The sequence below is a fragment of the Gracilimonas amylolytica genome, from assembly GCF_002911695.1.
GTDB classification, from domain to species: domain Bacteria; phylum Bacteroidota; class Rhodothermia; order Balneolales; family Balneolaceae; genus Gracilimonas; species Gracilimonas amylolytica.
Map to the genome: position 1 here is coordinate 19,171 of NZ_PQBS01000027.1, position 22,772 is coordinate 41,942.

Sequence of the window (22,772 nt, forward strand, 5' to 3'; positions counted from 1 at the left end):
TTTCCCACATTGAAATGAATCATCTAACGAGCACTCCTTCCGTTCTTTTAACTTTTCGGGGTTTGTAATGCTGCGCCATTTCGGCCATTCTTTTTATGTGATCAGGTGTGGTTCCACAACATCCACCGAGAATATTTACTAAACCATCTTCCAGATATTCTTTCACCTGCCCACCCATTTCATCAGGCCCCTCATCATATTCACCAAATTCGTTAGGCAAGCCGGCATTGGGATAGGCACTGATATAAAATGGGGATCTATCTGAAAGGTTCTTTAAGTAAGGCTTGAGTTGCCTGGCTCCCAATGCACAATTGAAACCCACACTCAGTATAGGGGCATGTGACACAGAGATCAGAAAGGCTTCTACCGTTTGTCCGGACAAAGTTCGTCCGGATGCATCTGTAATAGTTCCTGAAACCAGGATAGGGATTTTCTCTCCTCGTTCTTCAAACAGTTCCTGAATGGCGAACAGGGCGGCTTTTGCATTGAGGGTATCGAATATGGTTTCAACCAGTAACGCATCTGCTCCACCATCCATAAGTCCCCGAGCCTGTTCTTTATAAGCTGCTGCCAGCTCATCAAAGGTAATTGCCCGGAATGCCGGATCGGTAACCTCCGGCGAAATTGAGGCCGTTTTGTTAGTCGGTCCCATGGATCCGATCACAAATCTTGGCCTATCGGGATTCTTCTTCGTGTATTTTGTAGTCGCTTCTTTAGCAATCTCTGCTGATCGTTTGTTCAGTTCATATACGACCGATTCCAGTCCATAATCCGCCTGTGCCACACTGGTCCCGCTAAAAGTGTTGGTTTCCACCAGGTCTGCCCCGGCCTCCAGGTATTCTTCATGAATGGCTTTGATAATATCCGGTCTTGTGAGACTCAGCAGGTCATTGTTCCCTTGCAGATCATCCGGGTGATCTTTGAAGCGTTCACCACGAAAATCGGCTTCCTTTAGTTTATAACGCTGGATCATCGTACCCATGGCGCCGTCAAGGATCAGTATTCTTTCTTGTAATGCGTGTTCTAAATTCACTCTTTCTCAGTTAGATTGGCTTATACAGAAAGAGTTGGAGAGTGATCAGCTCGCTTATCTTTCCCTTCACATAATTTTTATATGAAGAGTGGGATTTGGCACCTGCCTCCTGTTGCAGAAGTGGTTGCCAAGACGTCATCGGGCCCATCCCTCAGTCTTTCTCTATAAGCATTCAATAAATTCATGTGGAATATAAAGCATGTTAACACGCAGAGCAACAAGAGAACCGTATCTGATCATGAAGATTCAATCGACTATATCCATAACCTAAACTTGGATATCAATGATTCCTTGTTTGCTTGCCGACGAGGTAGGTTGGTTATTGGATATTCCAACATGGGGCAAACAGATTTATCTGTGTCAAACGTTTAATATCATAACTCCGTCCTGATCCCGAAATGTACCTTTCCGTTGGCTAAACTTTCTTCCGGGGAGATGGCGTAGGTAAACTTCAGACGGCCGATCCGGGTCTGATAACTCAGTCCAAATCCTATGGAGTACAGCGACTTGGTTACTTTTAAGTTATTGTTAGTTTCAGTGATTAACTGCGGCCGGTGGTACGCACCGTAGGCTCCAAAGGCAAACAGATAGGATTCTCTGTCGATCAGAAACTGATATTCCATATCGCCCCAAAGCAGCTGACCGGCTCTGAATTGTTCTTCCCCATAACCCCGAAAGGAATTGGCTCCGCCAAAACGAAACAGATCGTTCAAGGTTACCCGGTCTGCTTCCAGAAAATAACCCTGCATGGAAAGAGCGATCACGCTCCGATCCATAACCGGAATGTACTGCCTGACTTCAAGATCTAAGCTGTTTTGTACAAATACCTCGACCGAATCATCGTTTAGGTCCTTTCTTGAAATCCCGTAGCTTAATGACAAAGCATGTCCTGAGGTTGGCACATCATACCGGTCTAAATTAGAGTACTCAAAACCAAGCCGACCTGTTCGTTTATTGCCATCAGGTTCCACAATAACCGGAATATTGGTTCCTGATATGGAAGACTGCAATTCGATGCCACCGATGAGCCTTAACCCTCCTGAAAGCCTATAACTGCCTCCAAATTCAAACTGTCGTGATTGGTAGGTGGTGTCGTTCTGATAAAACCCGAATCCTGCTGTCAACCCTATGGGGATATCTCCGAGCCAGTCCTGAGACACACTTACATCCAGTTCACTTGTTTCCGGCTTCAGCCGCTGATATTGAAAATTCAGTCCATTCCCTTCAGCTAATACATTCCATAAACCCAGTTCCACATCACCCACTATTTGCCCGTTGCCATTCACATCCGGCACATACCCGAGTAATCCATCAAATTGATTCATAGAGCGTTCCTGAACCTCAAACACGACCACGGGCTGCCCATCCCGTAACAGGATCTGTCCCTCCCCTGCAAAATTAAATAGCCCACTTGCAAACAGGTTAGAGCGAATAAAACGCAGGTAATGCGGGGTGATAACCTGCCCTTCCTGAAACCTCGAAACCTTTTTAACATACTCCCTCGAGTTAGTCGTGAGACCTGTAAAAAAAATATCCGTTGAAGTTGCCCTGATCCCTGTTTCTACATTTACCTCCACAGAAACAGCGCATTCATCGTACTGAGGGTTGACTTGTATGATCTCAGCTTTTGAAAAGGGAAAGCCTTTATCTGCCAATTCAATTAAATGGGATCCAATGATCTGCTGCATTAGTTTCTGCGAATATGGCCGCTGAATATTTTGAACGATCACTGAGTCTCTGGCCCCTGAGTACTGCCATCTCAGGTCCTTAAGATCAAATGCACAATTTCGGGTGACTAAAGCACTGTTTTGAGTGATGGAATCTATCCTGGCTTTCAGGTAACCTTCAGCTGAAAACCATTGCAATAAATGAATCTCGGGGCTTATTGTTTTATCGGATAATTTTTGCTGAACCGAATCGGGAATTGAGATCTCTGAGGTTCCTTCATAAACCCGAAAATTAACCTCCTGAGCATAAACAAAGCCTGCAGGGAATAGCATCATCCATAAAATTACACCGACTGTTTTACTAACCATGGATCAAATCTACATTGTTTTTAGCTTTAGTGCAGATGGAAAGAGAATGTCTAATTTCATAAAGCCTGAGTTCCGGAACGATCGTTTATAAAAAAACTTCAACTCATAGTTAATCCATTGCAATTAACTCGTATATTTGTATTCTTTTGACCCCGTTATCCCATTAATTACTTACGACCTGTACCTGCCTGATGAAGAATAATTATTTTGACCTCATTGACCAGACCTACCATTTTCCGCAAAACGGCTTTGAACTGGTTGATGGCACCCTGCATTTTAACAATGTAGACCTCCACAAACTGATCAAAAAATACGGAACCCCTTTCAAGGTTTCCTATTTGCCCAAGATCAGGGAGAGGATCGGGCAGGCAAGGCAGTGGTTCAATAAAGCCATTGAGGAGAATAACTACTCCGGCAAGTACGAGTTTTGTTATTGCACCAAATGCTGTCACTTCAATCACGTTGTACGCACCGCCCTCAAGGAAAACGTTTCCCTGGAAACTTCCTCCTCTTTTGACATCGACCTGATCGAGAATCTATATCACAAAGGCGTCTTCAACACAGACAAAACCATTGTGCACAACGGTTATAAAACGGATGATTACATCAAGAAGATCGGCCGGTTGATCAATGCAGGGTTTAAAAACTCCATTTCAGTGCTGGATAATGCACGCGAATTGGATAAGCTATCTGAATTGGAAACCGACCATCCGGTCAAGATCGGGTTACGGATATCCATCGAAGAGGATCCTCAGGCGTCCTATTATACTTCCCGACTTGGTATCAACAAACGGGAGATCATTGATTTCGTGAAAGAAAAGATCGTGGATAATGACAATGTGGAATTGGTCATGGTTCATTTTTTCGTGGACTCCGGTATCAATGACAGCATGTATTACTGGAATGAGTTCAAAAAGGCGCTGAACCAATTCACCCGGATCAAACAGCTGGTACCTTCAGTGAAGGCTCTTAATATTGGCGGCGGCTTTCCGATTCAGAACAGTCTGAGTTTCGATTTTGATTATGAATACATCACCGGAGAAATTGTTCGAAACATTCAGGAAGCATGCCAGGATGCGAATGTTGAGGAACCTGACATTTACACCGAGTTTGGTAAATACACCGTGGGTGAAAGCGGCGCGGTGATCTTTCAGGTACTGGAACAAAAGCAGCAAAATGACACAGAATTATGGTACCTGGTTGATAACAGCCTGATGAATACCATTCCCGATGCCTGGTCGATCAATGAAAAATTCATACTTCTTCCACTCAATAAATGGGAGAATCCCTATAAACGGGTCAATATTGGAGGGATCAGTTGCGACCATTCTGATTACTATAATTCAGAAGAACTCAACCAGCAGGTATTGCTGCCGGCCTATTCAAACGATGAAGACGAACCGCTGTACATAGGATTTTTCCATACCGGAGCCTATCAGGATTCCATCAGCGGATATGGCGGTATCAAACACTGCCTCATCCCATCACCAAAACACATTGTGGTAGATAAAGACGAAAACGGTAACCTGTTTGATTATGTGTACCGTGATGAACAAACCGTTGACAACATGCTTAACATATTGGGTTACAATGATTAAGAATAATTACATTTACGTAGGAATTGAAGGGGATCACAACGATTACGAGAACGCCAAAGTGCTTCTTCAATCCATCCCCTATGACGGCACAAGCACCTGGGGCAAAGGTGCTGATAAAGGTTTTGAAGCTTTTCTGGATGCTTCCGAGAATATGGAGATCTACGATATTGAAACCGATAGTGAGGTTTATGAACAGGGAGTTCATATTTTGGAACCTATCATCGAGGATTCCTCCCCTGAGGCTGTTTTTGAAACCGTTTACGGTAAAACAAAAGAACTTCTAAAGACCGATAAATTCCTGACCTTTTTTGGCGGGGAACATTCAATCAGTATTGGTGTGATCAAGGCATTTTATGAGGCTCACCCTGACGTGACGATCCTCCAACTGGATGCCCACACAGACTTACGGCCGGATTTTCACGGTTCCCCTTACAATCATGCCTGTGCGGTGTATGATGCCTCTCAAAATGCAAACCTGATTCAGGTCGGCATCAGAAGCATGGATTCCGGAGAACTTCCCTATCTGGATCGTGAGAAATGCTTTTTTGCAGAACACATGTATGGCCAAACTGAATGGATGCAGGAGTCAATATCTAAAATGACGGACAAGGTTTACATCACCCTGGATCTGGATGTTTTCGATCCTTCTATTATGCCGGCCACCGGAACCCCTGAGCCCGGCGGAATGGACTGGAACACCATGATCAGATATCTCAAAAAAGTATTTACCCAAAAAGATGTGATCGGTTTCGATATTGTGGAGCTTGCCCCGATCGAAAATATCAAAGCCCCTCAATTTCTTGCTGCCAAATTATACTACAAAATGCTAAGCTATAAATTTGCGAACTCATGAGTAAAAAAGGACCTGTTTCAGAATTCATTACCCATCATTACAGACATTTTAACGCAGCCTCACTTGTAGATGCCGCAAAGGCTTACGAAGATCAGCTAAACTCCGGTGCAAAGATGATGATCACCCTGGCCGGTGCCATGAGTACAGCAGAATTAGGACTGTCATTGGCCGAAATAATACGGCAGGATAAAGTTCAGATCATTACCTGCACGGGAGCAAATCTGGAGGAAGATGTTTTCAACCTGGTAGCTCACGATTATTATAAACGAATTCCGAATTACAGGGATCTGAGTCCGGAGGATGAACAGGAACTTCTGGACCAGCACTTCAATCGCGTAACCGATACTTGTATTCCTGAAGAAGAGGCTATGCGTCGTATTGAGGAACACCTGGTGAAACGATGGGTGAAAGCAAGTGAAAATGGGGAGCGTTATTTTCCACATGAATACTTTTATGATCTTTTACTGAGTGGTGACCTGAAGGATGATTATCAGATCGACCCTAAGAACTCTTGGCTACTGGCAGCAGCTGAAAAGAATATCCCTATCATTGTACCCGGTTGGGAAGATTCTACCTGCGGTAACTTTTTTGCCTCCCACTGCATTGAGGGAAGAACGACGCCATCTGCCACTAAATCGGGCATTGAGTACATGATGATGCTGGCAGGTTGGTACAAGAACCACTCATCGAACGGGGTCGGTTTCTTTCAGATCGGTGGTGGTATTGCCGGTGATTTCCCGATCTGCGTGGTGCCGATGATGGAACAGGACCTTGGGATGACAGACACTCCCCTTTGGTCTTACTTCTGTCAGATCAGTGATTCAACCACGAGTTACGGTTCATACTCAGGAGCTGTGCCCAACGAAAAAATTACCTGGGGTAAACTGGGAATAGACACTCCAAAGTTCATAATCGAATCAGATGCTACTATTGTGGCTCCGCTAATTTTTGCTTACCTATTGGGCTGGTAAAACTTAACACAAATTTGATTCCGGCGTGGCTATTACCGACAAGAAGATTTCCAAAGAGACAGCACTTTACATCTACAAAAAGTTACTATTACCCCGGCGTATAGAAGAACGTATGCTGATGTTACTGAGGCAGAATAAGATCAGTAAATGGTTTTCCGGCATTGGTCAGGAAGCTGTAGGTGTAGGTGTTACACTTTCCACAGAACCGGAAGATTATATCTTACCGATGCACCGGAATCTTGGGGTGTTTACTTCAAGAAATGTCCCCCTTTACCCTCTTTTTTGTCAGTTATTTGGCAAAGCCGATGGATTCACTGAAGGCAGAGACCGATCCTTTCATTTTGGGATCCCAGACCAAAAGATCATAGGCATGATCTCACACCTTGCCGCAATGATGCCGGTAGCTGACGGACTTGCACTTGCCAAGAAACTGAAGCAGGAAAACGGTGTGGCTTTCTCATTTTGTGGAGATGGAGCCACAAGTGAAGGTGATTTTCACGAAGCCTTGAATCTGGCCGCTGTTTGGAAACTGCCTGTGGTGTTTATCATAGAAAATAACGGATACGGGCTCTCAACCCCTACGTCAGAACAGTATGCCTGTGAGCACCTCTCTGACAGAGCCAAAGGGTATGGAATGCATGGCTTTAACATTGATGGAAATAACATCTTTGAGGTTATGGAAACGGTAGGCAAGGCAAGGGAACTTGCATTACAGGGTGAACCGGTTCTGATCGAAGCTAAGACCTTTCGTATGAGAGGTCACGAGGAAGCATCCGGTACGCATTATGTTCCTGATGTACTGTTTGAAAACTGGGCCGAAAAAGATCCGATCCATAGATTTGAACAGTATCTGGAAGCTGAAGGATTGTTTACAACAGAAGATTTTGAGAAGATCACCGGGGAAGTCGATGCATCATTCAAAGTAGACCTGAATAAGGCCCTAAAAGCTGCCGATCCCGTTTTTGATGAAGAACGAGAATTAAACAGGGTATATGCACCCGAACCCGATACCTTGCCGGAACATAAAAACGGAGTGACCTACGAACACCGTTTTGTGGATGCCATTCAGGCCTCCTTACGTCAGGCATTTGAAGAAGACAGTAGTTATCTGATCATGGGACAGGATGTTGCAGAGTACGGGGGCGTCTTCAAGATCACGGAAGGATTTCTGGGTCAATTTGGAAAAGACCGGGTACGAAACACTCCTATTATTGAATCCGGTGCATTAGGTGCTGCTATGGGTTTGGCTCTTGAAGGATTCAAGCCAGTGGTTGAAATGCAGTTCGCTGATTTCATATCCTGTGGATTCAATCAGATCGTAAATAATATAGCCAAGTCACATTACCGATGGGCTCCACCATTGAATATAACCATAAGAGCCCCACATGGAGGCGGTGTAGGAGCCGGACCTTTTCATTCCCAATCTGTGGAAGGTTGGTTCATGCAAATACCGGGACTTAAAGTAGTGGTTCCGGGTACCGTTGAGGATGCCATGAATTTACTTTACAGTTCCCTCTACGACCCCAATCCGGTACTATTCTTTGAGCATAAAAAACTCTACAGGAGCCTGAAAGATCAGATTCCTGATAAAGCTAATTACGAGCCTCTGGGTAAAGCCAAAATTCGCCGGGAAGGAACTGACGCCACTATTATCACCTATGGAATGGGACTGCAATGGGCCCTGCAGTACGCAGATAGATATGCCGAAAAAGGAATCTCTATTGAAGTTTTAGACCTCAGAACCTTACTGCCTTTGGATAAGGAAGCTATTCGAAACACCGTCCAAAAAACCGGTAAAGTATTATTGCTGCAAGAGCCTTCACTGACCTTAGGTCCGCTTAGCGAGATCTCTGCGATCATATCTGAGGAGTGCTTTGAGTGGCTGGATGCACCGGTCATGCGGTGTGCGTCAATGGATATCCCTATCCCCCACGATAAGAATCTTGAAAATGGCTTTATGGCAGATTCCAAGCTTGAAGAACAGCTTGACAAGCTATTGAAGTATTAATGTGTCCTTCATCCGGATTCATTATCGGCCTTCTGTAAACCTACCAACACAGAATAACCCGATAACTTCCTGCTATCATCGTTTCAGAGAAAGTGCCACCAAACCATCTGCTTCATTATTATTGAAACATTTATATTTGTTTCATTTTAATTGAAACTATTGTATAATCCATAAAAGCACCTCTCAAAATGGGAAATATGCACTACATATTAATGGGTGACGTTGTTTCGAGCAAGGATTACGATTCACAAACCCTGCAAAAGCAACTGGATAATATTACAGAAAGTTGTAATAACGCTTTGAGGGACGACCTTCTCTCCCCTTATACCATAACCCTGGGTGACGAATTTCAAGGAATACCCAATTCGTTGCTAACCGCAATACGTACCCTATTTTATTATGAGGAAGAGTGTTTACGCCAAAATCTTAATTTCAAACTCCATTATGTGGTTCATTATGGTAAGATAGAGACTGAGATCAATCCGGAGATCGCTTATGAAATGATGGGACCCGGTTTAACACAAGCACGGGAATTATTGGGTAGCAAGAAAAGAGACAGAAAACGATTTCAATTCCTATTGGATAACACCGTTCTGACCCAACAGCTAAACCGGTTATTTGAAGTCATGGACAGTATTATTCGTTCATGGAAAATGGATGATTATCAGTTGATCCTGGATATGATCAATAATGATAATAATGCTGAAGTTGGCGAAAAGCATGGCAAGAACAGGGATCAAATATGGAAACGCCGTAAAACCCTTATGGTTCATGAATACAATTTGATCAAAGAATCAATAGTAACCTCCACCGAACACTTATGAATTGGATCTGGCTACTCATCATTTCCTATGCGATCATGGAGTTATCCATCAATCTTGCATTTCATTTTATCATCAGATGGCTAAAAAATAGCAGCGACAGCAAGGTACAACGCAGAAGGGAAGTATTTAAAGGTGTGTTAGAAAGGTTATTTCTTGTCACAGGTCTTTTAACGGGCTTCCCTCACGTGATCATAGCCTTTGGGGCATTGAAGATCGGCACCCGTTTTCAAAAGAATAATAAAGTTTCGAATGATTACTTCCTGATCGGGAATTTCATATCTCTGTTAGCAGCCATTCTGTTTGTGGTGATCACAAGAGCTTTAATTTTGTGAGGCAATTCGTTCATTTAATCTTTCCATGAACCCATCTCTGGCCTTGATCTCTCGATACTGATCCAACAGCTTCTTTCCTTCTTTCGCAGAAAATGTCAGATCACGCAGATCATCATCGTGAACCAATACCTCTTCAAACGTATTTTTCTCTACCGTATCAAGGCGATCTTCCAAATAATCTGAAATGTAATCCTCGATGACAGGATGATATTCTTTATCTAAGTAATTCTTCATAAAGGGAGTTTGCTAAGTTATGCTTCACTCCCTTTTAGTTCGGTCAAACTATTTTGTTCCCAACTGAACGTAATCCTCGATCAGCGCCTGAATTTGGGCTCTTCCGCGGTTAATTCGGGATTTTACAGTCCCCATTGGAATTTCAGTGATCTCAGATATCTCCTCGTAGGAAAGCTGTTGGAGGTCTCTAAGAATAATAACTTCGCGAAAATCTTCGGGGAGTTCCATCAGAGCTTTTTCCAGCTGTTCCATGCAAAGCTTTTCATGAAGGGCATCATCCTGAAGGATGTTAGAGTCTTCTATATGCATCTCTCTGTCATCCGGATCAGATTCATCTTTGTGGATCGAAACCTTATACATGCGCTGCTTTTTCTTGTACAGGCTTTTAGCCAGATTCAGGGCAATGGTATACATCCAGGTAGAGAATTTCGCGATCCGCTCGTATGAATGCTTGCTTTTATGGACCCGGAGAAAGGTTTCCTGAACAAGATCTTCACAGTCCTGGTGATTGTGTGTGTAACGATACAGGAAGTTATGCAACCGGTCCTGATATCGACTCACTAATTCTGTAAAAGCAGCCTCTTTTCCATTCTGGAAATACTCCATTAGATCTTCATCGCTATACTGTTTTACTGATACAGCTTGAAATGCATCCATCACTAAACTCCAATTTTATTTTCCGATTAACTAAGTAATCGCGAACCGGATTATCCGATAATTCGCTTAACCAGGAAGAATAAGATCGAAGTGGAGTCTAGTGTGCTGAATCCCTTTATGGAGCGATCTGCATCCAAAAGAGCTTCAAATATCCGGGGCATTTCAGCATAACGAAAGTTTGAGGCATCATCCCAGAGTTTATTGAAATACCAGCTACTGCCGATACCCATTTCACTCTGGATCTGATTCTTAGCAATCCCCTTTTCAGAGAGTCGTAAAATTTGCCAGACATTGGTAAACACACTTGTAAAGAACCCCACGAGACGAATCAATTCTCCCGTGTCTGATTTAGTGTGTTGCAACATCTGTTCCGAAATGTAGAGTGCCTGCTCCATATTCCGGGCAATGATGGCGTCTTTAAGCTCTATGGCCGTAAATTCGCGGTATGAGCCTATTATTTTTTTAACATCGGCTTCAGTAACCGTATCAGAAGTGTCTACAAAAGTGCACACTTTATCTATTTCAGTGGACAGTAACTGCAGGTTGTTACCTACAAACTGAGATAGAAGCTGTGCCGCGGCAGGTTCAATATTTTTGGAATGATGACTTCTTACCCAATCGATCACCCAATCCGGGATCAGGTAATCTGCCATCCTTTCGAATTCGTAGTACCCGCAATTCTGATTCTTCTTTAAGGTTTTACCAACTTTGGTATTCCCTGCCGGCTTTTTATCATCAAACAAAATGAGCAGCGTAGTTGGGTTCGGATTTTCAAAATAATCTACAAAATCGTTGATGTGACCACCCGGAGAGCTTTCATCACCTCCACCCTTACCTAATTGCAGAAAATTTCGGATAATAAGTACCCGCTTTTCTGCCATCATAGGAAAACTCCGGGCAATGGAAAGAGCTTTAGCCGGAGTGATATCCTGACCATACAGAAGGTCATAATTAAAATCTTTTTGCTCAGCAGGTATAACCTTAGAAAACTGATCCAGTAATTGATCCAGATAAAACTCTTCCTCACCGCATAGGAAATACACCGGCTTGAGTTTACCGGAATTTATTTCTCCCAGTACCGTCTGATAGATCTGATTACTGTTCTGTTTTCGTGCCATCGGTGGCTAAGATAAGGAATGTTCGTTTTAATGAAATGTCTTATTCGGGTGAATTTATGTGGAACAATTTCTGATGAACGAAGTTTGCCTTGGTATGATACTAAATAGAAAATCAACCAACGTGAATACTGAAGTGAGTAACCAATCCCCTGCGATCTCGTTTATAAATAAACCGACCAAAATTACGGGTGATATCAACTGTAATGAAGACCTGAGAATTGCCGGCACCATTGAAGGCGAGGTTCATTCTAAAATGAAATTCATACTCAATGACTCTGGCATTATTAATGGTAAGGTTCATTCCCAGGAAGCTGAAATCGCCGGTACCGTTAACGGTGATGTACGGGTAAAGGATAAACTGACCCTGAAGTCAACAGCCGTTATTGAAGGCAAGATCTACACTAAAAAGATCTCGATCGAGGATGGTGCACAGATCAAAGGATCTCTGCATGTGGGTCCTAATGTATCTATCGAGGATACTTCGAGCACACCAACTTCTAAGACTACCTCTTCATCCTCATCCGATTCATCGGATAAGGAAAAATCAAAAGACGAAAAATCCGGATCGGGTAAGATCTTTTCCAAGAACTAAAAAACCGATCCGTTTCAAATTTAAGGTTTAAGGCGTCCCATCATTCTTGGGAAGGGAATGGTCTCTCTTACGTGAGAAAGTCCGCAAATCCAGGCTACAGTACGCTCAAGTCCCAGTCCATACCCTGAGTGAGGTACACTTCCGAAGCGTCGCAGATCCAGATACCACTCAAAGACTTCTTTGTCCAGTCCTTCTTCTGCAATTCGTTCTTCAAGTACTCCCAGGTCATCTTCCCGCTGTGACCCTCCTACGATCTCTCCATAGCCTTCAGGAGCCAAAATGTCCATTCCCAGTGCTAACTTATCGGTTTTATCGCGTTTCATATAGAATGCTTTGATCTCAGCCGGCCAGTGGGTAACGATAAGCGGCACATCAAACTGCATCATGAGCACGGTTTCATCACTTCCGCCAAAATCATTGCCCCATTCAAAGTTTCGGGCTGATTCTTTCCAGCTTGGAATATTACGCAGATCTTCGTCTATCTGATCCACCCGGGCGTGAATGTCCTTGATGCGCTGATCGATCTGAGCTTTTCTCCATTTCTTAGCCGAACCATGTTCTTTTTTGATCTCTTCTTCTTCCTTTTCAAGATCGATCTTTTCCTGACGTCTCGATTCAGCCATTTCATCCAGCATATCAGCCGTCTCATCACTCGTCAAAATATCAACGGCCTCTGTATAAGTCATACGTTCAAAGGCTTTATCAGCTATTTTTTCTAAGGCATTGATATCTCTTTCAAGTATCTCAAGTTCATTCTTACAATTTTCCAGTACCCGGCTTACGATCGCCTTGATCATATCTTCAGCCAGATCCATGTTCATCTCCAAATCGTAGTAAGCCATTTCCGGTTCTATCATCCAGAATTCTGTAAGGTGGCGTCGTGTCTTAGACTTTTCAGCCCTGAAGGTTGGCCCAAACGTGTAGATCAATCCATGAGCCATAGCCAAGGCTTCACCGTAGAGTTGACCGGTTTGAGCCAGATAGGCTTTTTCCTCAAAATAGTCGGTTTCAAACAGAGTGGTACTGCCTTCAGCCGCATTACCGGTAAAGATAGGGGAATCCATTTGAACAAAATCACGCCCCTGAAAGAAAGTATGGATAGCAAAGATGATCTCATTTCTAACCCGCATTGCGGCCCACTGTCGCTGACTTCTCAGCCACAGGTGACGGTTGTTCATCAAAAACTCAACCCCGTGTTCTTTGGGAGTGATCGGGTAATTTTCAGCGATCTGAATGACCTTGACATCAGAAACATGGATCTCATGTCCTCCAACACTCCGATCGTCCGCTTTAACCGTTCCGGTTACTTCCAGTGAACTTTCCTGCTTAAGTGAAGTGGCTGCTTCCCATGCATTTTCCGGTACATCATCTTTTGCAATGACACATTGGGTCAGGCCTGAACCGTCTCTCATTTCAACGAAAACCAAACTTCCGCTGCTTCTGAAATTATAAACCCAGCCTTTTAGAGTTACTTCTTGATCTACGTGTTCTGAAAGATTCTTGATGTAAGTCATTGTATTGATGCTATAATGATTAAATATGTTTTAAGTTGAAACGGTTAACAAAAGTTTAAAACCTGTGCGTTAAGCTTTATCCCAATATTATACCGGTTTACTAATTTTCTGGTAACAGGATGGCTTCCATAAAATGCTCATCTTCAAAGAATTCCTGCACAAAGTCTCTGATCTGTTCGGATGTAACTGAATCGATATTCTCCACTAATTCATCTAAGGTAACAAACCTTCCAAAATAGAGCTCGCTTTTTGCAAGGCGGGTCATTCGGTTACTGGTGCTTTCCTGAGAAAGCAACAACTTACCTTTTAGTTGTGATTTAGCCTCAGCCAGTTCTTTTTCAGGAATACGCTCGTTTTGCATGGTCTTCAATTCCTTTAATATCAATTCCCTTACATGATCCACGTAATCCTTATCGGTACCTACATAAATTCCCCACAGACCGGTATCGGTATAGGATTGATTGAAGGTTTGAATGGAGTAGCAATATCCATACTTCTCTCTCACATTCTGATGTAATCGGGAACTCATACCTCCACCCAGAACCGTATTGGCTAACAACAGCAGGTATTTGTCTTCATGATCATAATTCAGTCCTCTGCGACCATAAATATAGTGAGTCTGTTCAATCGGCTTCGATAACCGAAGGTCTTCTTTTTTAAATTCAGGAAGGGGTTGCTCACTTTCATCCCTGTTTTCAGTTTCAAGCTTCTCAAAATAGGAAGTAACTAACTCTACTACCCTGTCATGATCTACATTTCCTGCTACTGATACCAACAGATTACCCGCATAGTATCTGTCCTTCATGTAATCATACAGGTCTTGTCGACTAAAGGCAGAAACGGTTTCCTCGAATCCAAGAACAGGCCGGCCCAGTTCATGCCCTTCAAAGATCTTACTGTTGAAAGCTTCAAAAAGATAATCATCAGAGGAATCGCGGTACATTTTCATTTCTTCAATGACCACCTTTTTTTCCTTCTCAATTTCTTCCTCCGGAAAGGCTGGATGAAGCACCATATCAGATAGAACATCAAGCGCTTTTTCAAGCTGGGTGTTCACACATCGTGAATAATAGCAGGTGTATTCTGAGGAGGTAAACGCATTCAGATAACCGCCAACCGATTCCATACTTAGTGCAATATCATAAGAAGACCGGCTGTCGGTTCCCTTGAACAACATGTGTTCCAAAAAATGAGTTACCCCGGCTTTATCGGCTGATTCATGCCTCCCCCCGGTTTTAGCCCATATTCCAACGGTTACGCTTTTAACACTTTCTATATGTTCGGTTACGATCCTTAAACCGTTTGGAAGGGTGCTTTTATTAACAAAATCTACTTCGCGTGTATTTTCCATCTTCATGAATAATCTTTAAATAAAAAAGCTCCGCTCATTGTTTATGAGCGGAGCAAATATAATAAGCTTTCAGTCTAAAGACTTACTCTTCTTCGTCTTTAGCCAGCAGTGCTTTTCTGGATAATCTGAGTTTGTTACCCGGCTCGATCTTGAGCAGTTTAACTTCGATCTCATCACCTACGTTCATGTAATCAGTTACATTTTTAACGTGAGAATGGTCGATCTCAGAAATATGCAGCAAGCCGTCTCTTCCCGGAGCGATCTCAACAAAAGCACCAAAGTCTTTGATAGACTTCACTTCTCCTTTGTAAGTTGCCCCTTCTTCGAGCTGACCTGTGATTGCTTTAATTCTGTTTTGAGCGTCTTCCGCTTTATCGAGACTGTCTGCAGAAATGGTGATCTTACCTTTTCCACTTTCGTCTTCCTCAATCCAGATCTCAGTATCTGTTTCTTTTTGTAGCGTTTGGATCACTTTACCGCCTGGACCAATAACCGCACCGATCATATCTCCGTCGATAGTCATGTTAATGAACTGAGGAGCATATTCTGACAGGGTTTCACTTGGTTTTGAAATGGTCTCAGCCATCTTACCAAGAATATGTATACGTCCGGCATGAGCTTGTTTCAGGGCTTCTTCCATCACTTCGAAAGAAATTCCCTTCACTTTCATATCCATCTGGCAAGCTGTGATACCATCAGCGGTACCGGCAGTTTTAAAGTCCATGTCGCCCATGAAATCTTCTTCGCCACGGATATCAGAAAGAACAACTGAATTATTCTCTCCAACGATCATTCCCATTGCAATACCTGCAACCGGCTTTTTGAGGGGAACTCCGGCACTCATTAGGGCCATAGAACCACCACAAACTGAAGCCATTGAAGATGAACCGTTAGATTCGGTAATGTCAGAAATGATCCTGATCACATATCCGAAATCATCAAACGATGGCATCATCATTTTCAGGGCACGTTCAGCCAAATGACCGTGACCGATCTCACGACGTCCGGGTCCTCTGAGGAATCCGGCTTCTCCAACAGAGTATGGAGGGAAGTTGTAGTGCAGATAGAATTTCTTGTCTTCTTCGTCAAATAAGGTATCAACACCCTGAGCATCTTTCTTGGTACCGAGTGTTACGGAAACAAGAGCCTGGGTCTCGCCACGGGTAAATATCGCTGAACCGTGAGTTCTTGCAAGATATCCAACCTGAGTCCAGATATCACGAATATCTTCAGGATTACGACCATCAATGCGTCGTTTTTTCTCGAGGATCATGTTACGAAGTTCTTCCTTCTCGATATCACCAAGAATATCCTTAATGGTACCAATCTCTTCTTCGTATTCTTCCTCAAGCTCTGCTACTACAGAATCTTTGGCTTCGTTGAGCTTTTCACTGTATTCTTCTTTACCAAGACCAATATTTACAACTTCCTTGATCTTGTCAGTCGCCAGTTCACGAACTTTGTTTTCGATTTCCTCAGGATAACCTTCAGGCACGAATTCGCGCTTAGGCTTACCGTATTCTTCTCTTAATTCTTCCTGAAATTCACACAGGGTGATAATAGAAGCATGAGCTGCTTTGATCGCTCCAAGCATTTCATCTTCAGAGATCTCACCCATTTCACCTTCCATCATAAGAACAGAATCGGCAGTACCACCAACGATCATGTCGATGTCACTATTCTCCAGCTCAGAAAGGGTTGGGTTAATCACGTATTCACCATCCACACGTCCAACTCTTACTTCGGCCATTGGACCATCGAATGGAACATCAGACATATGAAGAGCGGCTGAAGCTCCAAATCCACCAAGAACATCACCGTCATTTTCTCCGTCTGAAGAAAGTACGCTTGAGATGATCTGTGTTTCACATAAATAACCTTTTGGAAAAAGAGGACGCAAACTGCGGTCGATCAGGCGACTTGCGAGTACTTCTTTTTCAGAAGGACGACCTTCTCTCTTCATGAAACCACCGGGGAATCGTCCACCGGCTGAAAAACTCTCTCTGTGATCTACAACCAGCGGGAAGAATCCCTGACCCGGCTTAGGTTCTTTTGCACTCACAGCAGTACATAATACCTGGGTATCTCCCATACGAACCACTACAGCGCCATCGGCTTGCTTGGCAATCCGGCCTGTTTCAATTGATAGCACCTTTCCCGGTGCAAATTCTACACTTCTTATTTCTTCTTTCATTTGTCTTCTTTGTCTTTTGGATTTACTACACCCTGCCAACAACAGATAAGATATGAAGGACTGGCAGGATAAATTGAAAAAGGCTCCAACATCAGGAGCCTTTTATAGCGTATAAATTACTTACGGATACCGAGGTCTTTGATGAGTTCTCTGTACTTCTCGATATCGTTCTTCATGAGGTAGTTTAACAATCTTCTTCTTTTACCAACCATTTTCAACAATCCACGACGTGATGCGTGATCAAGCTTGTTGTCTTTTAAATGCTCAGTCAGATCGTTAATTCTTTTGGTCAAAAGGGCGATTTGTCCTTCAGTGGAACCGGTATCGGTTTCACTTTTACCATACTTCTTAAAGATTTCTTTTTTTTCTTCTGCGGTTATGCTCATTGCAATGGTTTAATTAGTACTTGTATAAATCGATTTATAGTTTTGAAAGATAGGGGTTTTTAGCGTAATGGACAATCCTACTCCCTATTAATTATTCATGGATAACACCGGTTCATCCTAATAATTCTAAAGTCTTTTGTTTGTCCTTTGAAAGTTGTGCCTTGAGATCCTCGATCCCTTCGAATTTCATTTCATCCCTGATCCTGTCAATAAAGCGCACCTGAATGGTTTGACCATATATATCATCATGAAAATCGAATATGTTCACTTCCAGGGTTCGCTCTTGTCCTTCAAAGGTTGGCCGGATACCAATATTCATCATACCTCCATACCAATTACCTTCAACCCGTACCTTTACTGCGTAAACCCCATTCTTTGGAATGACCTTATTTTCATGTTCAGGCTTCAGATTGGCCGTCGGAAAGCCAATGGGTTTTCCCCTTTTATTTCCGTGCGCTACAATTCCATTTAACAGGTAAAGCCGGTTAAGATAATCGGCCGCTTTTTTAACATCGCCTTCTTCTGATAAAGTTTTACGAATCAGGGTACTGCTTATGGTTACATCACCCATTTCCTGTTTAGAAACGACGTATGAGGCAAATCCCAATTCCTTGCCCAGCTTTTCAATGGTTTTAATACTTCCTTCCCGATCTCTGCCAAATTGATGATCGTATCCGATCACAAACTCCGAAACTCCGACCTTTTTGTAGATCACTTCTCGAACAAACTCTTCAGAAGTTAATAATGAGAAATCACGGTCAAATGGAATCACCAAAAGCACATCAACGCCAACATCTTCCAAGAGTTCACATCGTTCTTTTAGTGAGGTTAACATCTGAATCCCACTTTTACCGGGATTGATGATCTCTCTGGGATGTGGGTCAAATGTTACAACCACGCTGCGGGCATTTCTTTTTCTGGCTTTATCAACTACTGTCTCAATAAGTGCCCGATGACCTCTGTGAACGCCATCAAAAGTACCAACCGTTACCACAGTATTTGGTACATGCTCAATATTTTTAAGTTCGATCAGTCTAGCCATATCTCTTTCAACCTGTCTCCCATTTCATGTGGTGTAAGGGCATCATCTGCTAAATAATGTCCGATAGCGGTTCGTTCCAGTTTACTCAAATAGGCTTTTGAATTTAAAGCTTCTCCAAGATCTCTGGCAAGTGAACGAATGTAAGTACCTTTACTGCATTTAACCCTGAGTGTTAGTTTTGGACTTTGAAAATCAAGTATCTCAAAGTCATGAAAGGTTACCTGCCTGGGTGGGCGTTCTACTGTTTCACCTTTCCTGGCCAGTTCATATAATTTCTTACCCCCATACTTTAGGGCAGAATACATGGGCGGGATCTGATCGACAGTGCCTTTAAATGCTGATTCCAGAATATTGTTTATCAGCTCCTCATCAATATGTTCGCACCCTGCTTCCTCGTCGATCTCACCCTCAGCATCATAGGTTGTAGTTGATTTCCCGAAGGTTATCTCTGCCAGGTAGGTCTTTGGCAGATCCTGTATCATGGATATCGATTTTGTGGCTTTCCCACAGCATAAAATGAGCAGTCCCGTGGCGAGTGGATCAAGAGTACCGGCATGACCTGTTTTCTTAACCCTAATCCGCTTTCTGAGAAATTTAACCACATCAAAACTGGACCATTCCAATGGTTTATCGATGAGAAAAATAGCTCCTGCTGGCAGGTCCGTTTCTTTGTTCGGTAAATTGTGTTTACCAAAAACCGGTATATCCTCTAATGGAAGTGCTGTCGCCATTTATTCAGAATCAGAGCTATCCTTCTCCCCTTCAGGAATGTCGATCTTCTTAAAGACCTGCTCGATCTTGTTCACATATTCGGCGGTATCATCTTGATAAAAGTGCAGTTCAGGAATTTTGCGGACCTGATTTTTAATTTTTGAAGCCAACTCATATCTGATCTCGGATGTTTTATCATCCAGATATTCATACACAGGTTTGTCATCACGGCCGGGTGCAAATACACTTAGATACACCTTTGCTATCGAAAGATCATCTGTCATGATCACATTGGTTACCGTTACAAACGTACCGTCGGGCTGGTAGGACCTTTGAATGATCTGTCCCAGATCTTTTTTGATTACTGCAGCTAATCGTTCTGGCCTGAATCCCATTACTGAAATATTAAGTGAGTGATTCGTATGAAATGAATTGAAAGGATTCGATTGAAAGCTCAACCGGACCTTTTGTATAAATATTAACCGGCTGAGTCTTCAAGTGTTCTCTTCTGCTCAGTGATCTTGTAGCTTTCGATCTGATCTCCGACTTTGATATCGTTGTATCCTTTAATACTGATACCGCATTCGTAACCGGAAGTTACTTCTCTTACATCGTCTTTGAAGCGCTTCAGGGCATCGATCTCTCCGTCATAGATCACCACGCCATCCCGAACCAATCGGATCGGATTGTTACGCTCGATCTTACCTTCGGTCACATAACAACCGGCAATCGTACCAACTTTAGAGACTTTAAAGGTTTCTCGAACTTCTACCACACCCATCATCTGCTCCTTGATCTCAGGTGAAAGAAGCCCTTCAAGAGCATCTCTAACCTCATCAACGGCATCGTATATCACGCTGAACAGTCGAATATCAATTTCTTCCTCTTCAGCCAGTTTACGTGCCTGAGCGGTTGGTCTGACCTGGAAACCAATGATAATGGCATCAGATGCAGAGGCCAACAGAACATCGGATTCTGAAATGGCACCGGCTCCGGTGTGAATGATATTAACCGCTACTTCATCTGTACTTAATTTCTGAAGTGAACCGGAAAGGGCTTCAATGGATCCATCCACATCCGCTTTAACGATCACATTAAGTTCAGATACTTCACCAAGTGCAAGGCGACGTGAAATGTCATCAAGCGTCATATGCTTGGTCTTGCGCATGGCCTGCTCACGGCGGATCTGCATACGCTCGTTTGCAACTTCTTTGGCAATTTTTTCATCTTCAGCTACTACCAGTTTATCACCGGCCTGTGGCATATCATCAAAACCCATAAGCTGTACAGGAGTTGAAGGTCCGGCCTCCTGAATACGCTGACCGTGGTCATTTTCCATGGCACGAACTCGACCGAAACAAGGTCCTGCTACAAACGGATCGCCAACTTTGAGGGTACCCCCCTGAACCAGGATGTTTGCTACAATTCCCTTTCCTTTATCCAAGCGGGCTTCAAGTACCACACCATCCGCACGTCGGTTAGGATTAGCCTGTAATTCAAGCAATTCTGACTCGATCAATACTTTCTCAAGCAGATCTTCAATACCCTGTCCGGTGTGAGCTGAAACCTCAGCATACTGTACTTGTCCACCGTATTCCTCAACGATAACATCGTGTTCAGCCAGTTCGGCCTTAATTCGGTCCGGGTTTACTCCTTCCTTATCCATCTTATTGATGGCCACTACAATTGGCACACCGGCTGCTTTCGCGTGATTGATCGCCTCGATCGTCTGGGGCATCACAGAATCATCACCCGCAACTACCAGAATTACAATATCGGTAGCCTGAGCACCACGGGAACGCATAGCCGTAAAGGCCTCGTGACCCGGGGTATCCAGGAAAGTGATCTCGTTCTTATTATGTACAACCTGATAAGCACCAACGTGCTGAGTAATACCACCGGCCTCTCCGGCTGCTACTTTCTCTTCACGAATGTAATCAAGTAAAGAGGTTTTACCGTGATCAACGTGACCCATTACAGTAATGATCGGTGCACGTGGTTTAAGATCCTCTTCTGCATCTTCAGGTATGGTGAGTTCTTCATCGATCTCTTCAGCATCAATGAATTCTACTTCTTTACCAAATTCTTCGGCCACCAATTCTATGGTACCTGCATCCAGACGTTGGTTAATGGTGATCATTAACCCAATGGACATACAAACGGAAATAATATCATTTACTCCAACATCAAGCAGGTCTGCCAATTCGTTGGCAGTAATGAACTCGGTAGTCTCGATAATATCGGACTCGAGTTCTTCCATTTCCTGCTGCTTTTGCAGTTCTTCCTCACGTTCCTCTTTTCGTTCACGACGTCGTTTCGCACGCTTACTACCAACCGTTTTAGAAGACTGCATCTTCTTCATGGTCTCACGCATCATCTTGTCAACGTCAGTCTCGTCGATCTCTGTTTTACGCTTACGTTTTTTCTTGGAACTCTTCTTAGAACTACTATCGTCTTTTTTAGAGGAATCGTCGTCTTTTCTATCTTTTCTTCTCTTACGCTTCTTACGAGGTTTTCTTTGAGCGATATCAGACGTGAAAGAAGCTTTACCTAATACTTTAGTTCCCTTTAATTTACCGGCAGAACCACGAATGATCTCTTCTTCACTTTCCTCTTCGTCGGCATCCTCGTCTTCGTCTTCATCGTCATCGTCATCGTCCTCTTCTTCATCAGAGTCCAGATCATCCTCTTCCAGATCTTCGTCGTCGTCGTCGTCGTCCTCGTCCTCATCATCCACATCTTCAGAGTCCGTTTCATCCTGATCTTCCTCAGAAGCTGCGATCTTCTCTTCTTCAGGTTCACCAGCAGTGTCATCCTCTACTTCTTCAGCAGGCTCTGCTTCAACTTCCGGTTCATCCTCTTCGGCAGTTTCTTTTTCAGCCTCTGCTTCTTCAGTCTCTTCGACATCTTCAACTTCCTCAGATTCCAGGTCTGCTTCAGGCTGCAGATCTTCCTCAGGTTCAAGGTCAGGCGTATCGTCTTCAGGCTCCAAACCAATACTATCTTCAATAGGCTCCAGAACATTATCAATCGTAACGCTGTCGTTACTCTTGTTCATCATCTGGTTTCTGCGGCTCTCGTACTCTTCTCTTGCTTTTTCGTGATCCGCACTCTTAGCCTTATCGTCTCCATAAACCTGATCCAGCACTTCGTACATCTCAGGTGTTACTTTATAATTCGGACGGTTTGCCGCATCAAATCCATTCTCTGTCAGCGTATCCACGATCGATTGTGTGGCTACATTGAATTCAGATGCAACTTTAAATAATGGTTTAGGTCTTTTAGACGTCATATATAAATTTTGAATGTGAGCTTATT

20 protein-coding genes and 1 riboswitch are annotated in these 22,772 nt (G+C 43.3%); of the genes, 7 read left to right on the forward strand and 13 right to left on the reverse strand.

Annotated features, from left to right (window positions below; translation table 11 throughout):
• Nucleotides 1-19: 19 nt before the first annotated feature.
• Entirely contained in the window at nt 20-1,033 is a 1,014-nt protein-coding gene (locus C3B73_RS06230; RefSeq protein ID WP_103664741.1) for a homocysteine S-methyltransferase family protein, read from the reverse strand.
• 51 nt (nt 1,034-1,084) lie between these two features.
• A riboswitch (SAM riboswitch) is annotated at nt 1,085-1,204 on the reverse strand.
• 203 nt (nt 1,205-1,407) lie between these two features.
• The gene (locus C3B73_RS06235; RefSeq protein ID WP_103664742.1) at nt 1,408-3,069 is read right to left on the reverse strand and encodes a BamA/TamA family outer membrane protein; all 1,662 of its coding nucleotides are present in this window, start codon (nt 3,067-3,069) and stop codon (nt 1,408-1,410) included.
• 191 nt (nt 3,070-3,260) lie between these two features.
• Here C3B73_RS06235 and C3B73_RS06240 point away from each other — a divergent pair, with 191 nt between their 5' ends.
• The 6 genes from C3B73_RS06240 to C3B73_RS06265 all read left to right on the forward strand — a co-directional run bounded on the left by C3B73_RS06240 (nt 3,261) and on the right by C3B73_RS06265 (nt 9,655).
• Nucleotides 3,261-4,667 carry a type III PLP-dependent enzyme domain-containing protein gene (locus C3B73_RS06240; protein WP_103664743.1) on the forward strand — a complete coding sequence of 469 codons (1,407 nt, stop codon included), beginning with the start codon at nt 3,261-3,263 and terminating at the stop codon, nt 4,665-4,667.
• Complete coding sequence (gene speB, locus C3B73_RS06245; RefSeq protein ID WP_103664744.1) at nt 4,660-5,520, forward strand: agmatinase; 861 nt, start codon at nt 4,660-4,662, stop codon at nt 5,518-5,520. The genes C3B73_RS06240 and speB overlap by 8 nt, the downstream gene beginning before the upstream one ends.
• Nucleotides 5,517-6,491 carry a deoxyhypusine synthase family protein gene (locus C3B73_RS06250; protein ID WP_103664745.1) on the forward strand — a complete coding sequence of 325 codons (975 nt, stop codon included), beginning with the start codon at nt 5,517-5,519 and terminating at the stop codon, nt 6,489-6,491. The genes speB and C3B73_RS06250 overlap by 4 nt, the downstream gene beginning before the upstream one ends.
• A gap of 25 nt (nt 6,492-6,516) precedes the next feature.
• On the forward strand, nt 6,517-8,499 hold the full coding sequence (locus C3B73_RS06255; RefSeq protein WP_103664746.1) for an alpha-ketoacid dehydrogenase subunit alpha/beta: 1,983 nt from the start codon (nt 6,517-6,519) through the stop codon (nt 8,497-8,499).
• A gap of 197 nt (nt 8,500-8,696) precedes the next feature.
• Nucleotides 8,697-9,323, forward strand: a complete 627-nt coding sequence (locus tag C3B73_RS06260; protein ID WP_232803044.1) for a SatD family protein — start codon at nt 8,697-8,699, stop codon at nt 9,321-9,323.
• Complete coding sequence (locus tag C3B73_RS06265) at nt 9,320-9,655, forward strand: hypothetical protein (RefSeq protein WP_103664748.1); 336 nt, start codon at nt 9,320-9,322, stop codon at nt 9,653-9,655. Before C3B73_RS06260 ends, C3B73_RS06265 begins: the two co-directional genes overlap by 4 nt.
• On the opposite strand, the gene C3B73_RS06270 is transcribed toward C3B73_RS06265, so the two are convergent.
• From C3B73_RS06270 to holA, 3 genes are read right to left on the reverse strand one after another with little or no spacing between them, the layout of a single operon-like run.
• On the reverse strand, nt 9,644-9,889 hold the full coding sequence (locus C3B73_RS06270; protein ID WP_103664749.1) for a hypothetical protein: 246 nt from the start codon (nt 9,887-9,889) through the stop codon (nt 9,644-9,646). The two genes, C3B73_RS06265 and C3B73_RS06270, sit on opposite strands and share 12 nt — an antisense overlap.
• Nucleotides 9,890-9,937: 48 nt before the next feature.
• A complete protein-coding gene (locus C3B73_RS06275) occupies nt 9,938-10,546 on the reverse strand; it encodes a sigma-70 family RNA polymerase sigma factor (protein WP_103664750.1) in 609 nt (202 codons plus the stop codon).
• Between the two features lie 50 nt (nt 10,547-10,596).
• A complete protein-coding gene (gene holA, locus C3B73_RS06280) occupies nt 10,597-11,664 on the reverse strand; it encodes a DNA polymerase III subunit delta (protein ID WP_103664751.1) in 1,068 nt (355 codons plus the stop codon).
• A 94-nt stretch (nt 11,665-11,758) separates the two neighbouring features.
• Between holA and C3B73_RS06285 the strand changes: the two genes are divergently transcribed.
• On the forward strand, nt 11,759-12,256 hold the full coding sequence (locus C3B73_RS06285) for a bactofilin family protein (protein WP_198597297.1): 498 nt from the start codon (nt 11,759-11,761) through the stop codon (nt 12,254-12,256).
• Between the two features lie 20 nt (nt 12,257-12,276).
• Here the strand turns inward: C3B73_RS06285 and C3B73_RS06290 are convergent, their stop codons facing one another.
• The 8 genes from C3B73_RS06290 to infB all read right to left on the reverse strand — a co-directional run bounded on the left by C3B73_RS06290 (nt 12,277) and on the right by infB (nt 22,746).
• Entirely contained in the window at nt 12,277-13,770 is a 1,494-nt protein-coding gene (locus C3B73_RS06290; protein ID WP_103664753.1) for an asparagine--tRNA ligase, read from the reverse strand.
• 100 nt (nt 13,771-13,870) lie between these two features.
• Complete coding sequence (locus C3B73_RS06295) at nt 13,871-15,121, reverse strand: M16 family metallopeptidase (protein ID WP_103664865.1); 1,251 nt, start codon at nt 15,119-15,121, stop codon at nt 13,871-13,873.
• Nucleotides 15,122-15,203: 82 nt separating this feature from the next.
• Entirely contained in the window at nt 15,204-17,315 is a 2,112-nt protein-coding gene (gene pnp, locus C3B73_RS06300; protein ID WP_103664754.1) for a polyribonucleotide nucleotidyltransferase, read from the reverse strand.
• Nucleotides 17,316-17,431: 116 nt separating this feature from the next.
• On the reverse strand, nt 17,432-17,701 hold the full coding sequence (gene rpsO, locus C3B73_RS06305) for a 30S ribosomal protein S15 (RefSeq protein WP_103664755.1): 270 nt from the start codon (nt 17,699-17,701) through the stop codon (nt 17,432-17,434).
• A gap of 112 nt (nt 17,702-17,813) precedes the next feature.
• On the reverse strand, nt 17,814-18,743 hold the full coding sequence (locus tag C3B73_RS06310; RefSeq protein ID WP_103664756.1) for a bifunctional riboflavin kinase/FAD synthetase: 930 nt from the start codon (nt 18,741-18,743) through the stop codon (nt 17,814-17,816).
• Nucleotides 18,731-19,474, reverse strand: coding sequence for a tRNA pseudouridine(55) synthase TruB (gene truB / locus C3B73_RS06315; protein ID WP_103664757.1), 744 nt, complete (start codon nt 19,472-19,474; stop codon nt 18,731-18,733). Before truB ends, C3B73_RS06310 begins: the two co-directional genes overlap by 13 nt.
• Nucleotides 19,475-19,849, reverse strand: coding sequence for a 30S ribosome-binding factor RbfA (rbfA, locus tag C3B73_RS06320; protein WP_103664758.1), 375 nt, complete (start codon nt 19,847-19,849; stop codon nt 19,475-19,477).
• Between the two features lie 83 nt (nt 19,850-19,932).
• Entirely contained in the window at nt 19,933-22,746 is a 2,814-nt protein-coding gene (infB, locus tag C3B73_RS06325) for a translation initiation factor IF-2 (RefSeq protein WP_103664759.1), read from the reverse strand.
• Nucleotides 22,747-22,772 lie beyond the last annotated feature (26 nt).